Here is a 908-nt window from a genome sequence, read left to right as displayed (position 1 = left end):
AACGCATCGAAGTTCGCTTTGGATGCTGCCAGTGGCCTTGAGCGGCTTTCATCGTCCTTGAAACAGAAGCCCTTTAGCCAAGTCCTTGATGACGTCCAGTCCTTCGGCCGGCAAAATCCCGGTGTCCTGCTTGCGGGATCGGTGTTGGCCGGATTGGCTCTCGGGCGGTTCATCAAGGCTTCTCCGCCGGCAAGGCCCGATTCTGAGGCCGCTCCGGGAGGCCTCAGATCACACACCGATCAGCCACAGGGTTGGTCCGCTGATCGTCCACAAGATTTTGGCGTGGTCGGCGATGATGGGGCCACGCAGATCGCGGAGCAGGACAGATGAACAACCAGGACAATCCCAGCCTTGCCGGGCTAGTCACCGATTTGGCCCAGAATGTCACCACTCTGGTGCAAACCGAGGCGAGGCTGTTTCGGGCCGAGCTCTCTGAAAAGCTTACCAAAGCCGGAGCAGGTGCCGCGGAAGTGCTGGGCGGCGCGATTTGCCTGCTCGCCGCGCTCTTGGTGTTGCTGCAGGCGCTCATTATCGCACTGACGCGGGCAGGGCTTGGCGCGGGGTGGTCTTCCTTGCTGGTCGGTGTGGTCGTGGCGGTCCTCGGCGTCATCCTGCTGCGGACCGGGACGGCCAGCATGGCGCCTTCGGAACTTACCCCCGACCGGACCCAGGGACAGCTCAAGCGCGACGCGAGCGCGATTAAGGAACAGGTGAGATGAACGAGAAATCCGCAGCCGAACTTGAACGCGAGGCCGAGGCGGCTCGCGCTCGGGTGATGGAGACCGCCGATCCATTCGAGGCAAGATGACGCCTGGACAATTGCTGGATGAGTTCACCGGGCTGTTCTCGGGAGGGGAGAGCGCGGCCATGCTCAGCAATCTCAGAACGCAGGTCCGAGACAATCCTTT

1 protein-coding gene and 1 pseudogene are annotated in these 908 nt (G+C 62.0%); both read left to right on the top strand.

Features of this window, described 5'->3' with window-relative positions:
• A pseudogene (locus tag NKI06_RS30835) lies at positions 1 to 330 on the top strand (hypothetical protein); the annotation flags it as partial.
• The gene (locus NKI06_RS30830; RefSeq protein ID WP_023693628.1) at positions 327 to 719 is read left to right on the top strand and encodes a phage holin family protein; all 393 of its coding nucleotides are present in this window, start codon (positions 327 to 329) and stop codon (positions 717 to 719) included. The pseudogene NKI06_RS30835 and the gene NKI06_RS30830, both read left to right, overlap by 4 nt.
• Positions 720 to 908: the final 189 nt, after the last annotated feature.

The organism is Mesorhizobium sp. M0772, from assembly GCF_040320135.1.
Classification (GTDB): Bacteria; Pseudomonadota; Alphaproteobacteria; order Rhizobiales; family Rhizobiaceae; genus Mesorhizobium.
The sequence above is the reverse complement of the archived record's forward strand: the minus strand, read 5'-3'. Positions and strand labels throughout refer to the sequence as shown.

What these genes read in the sequence shown, in the direction of transcription:
- NKI06_RS30830 (WP_023693628.1), top strand. Translation starts at nt 327, where the DNA reads ATGAACAACCAGGACAATCCCAGCCTTGCCGGGCTAGTCACCGATTTG.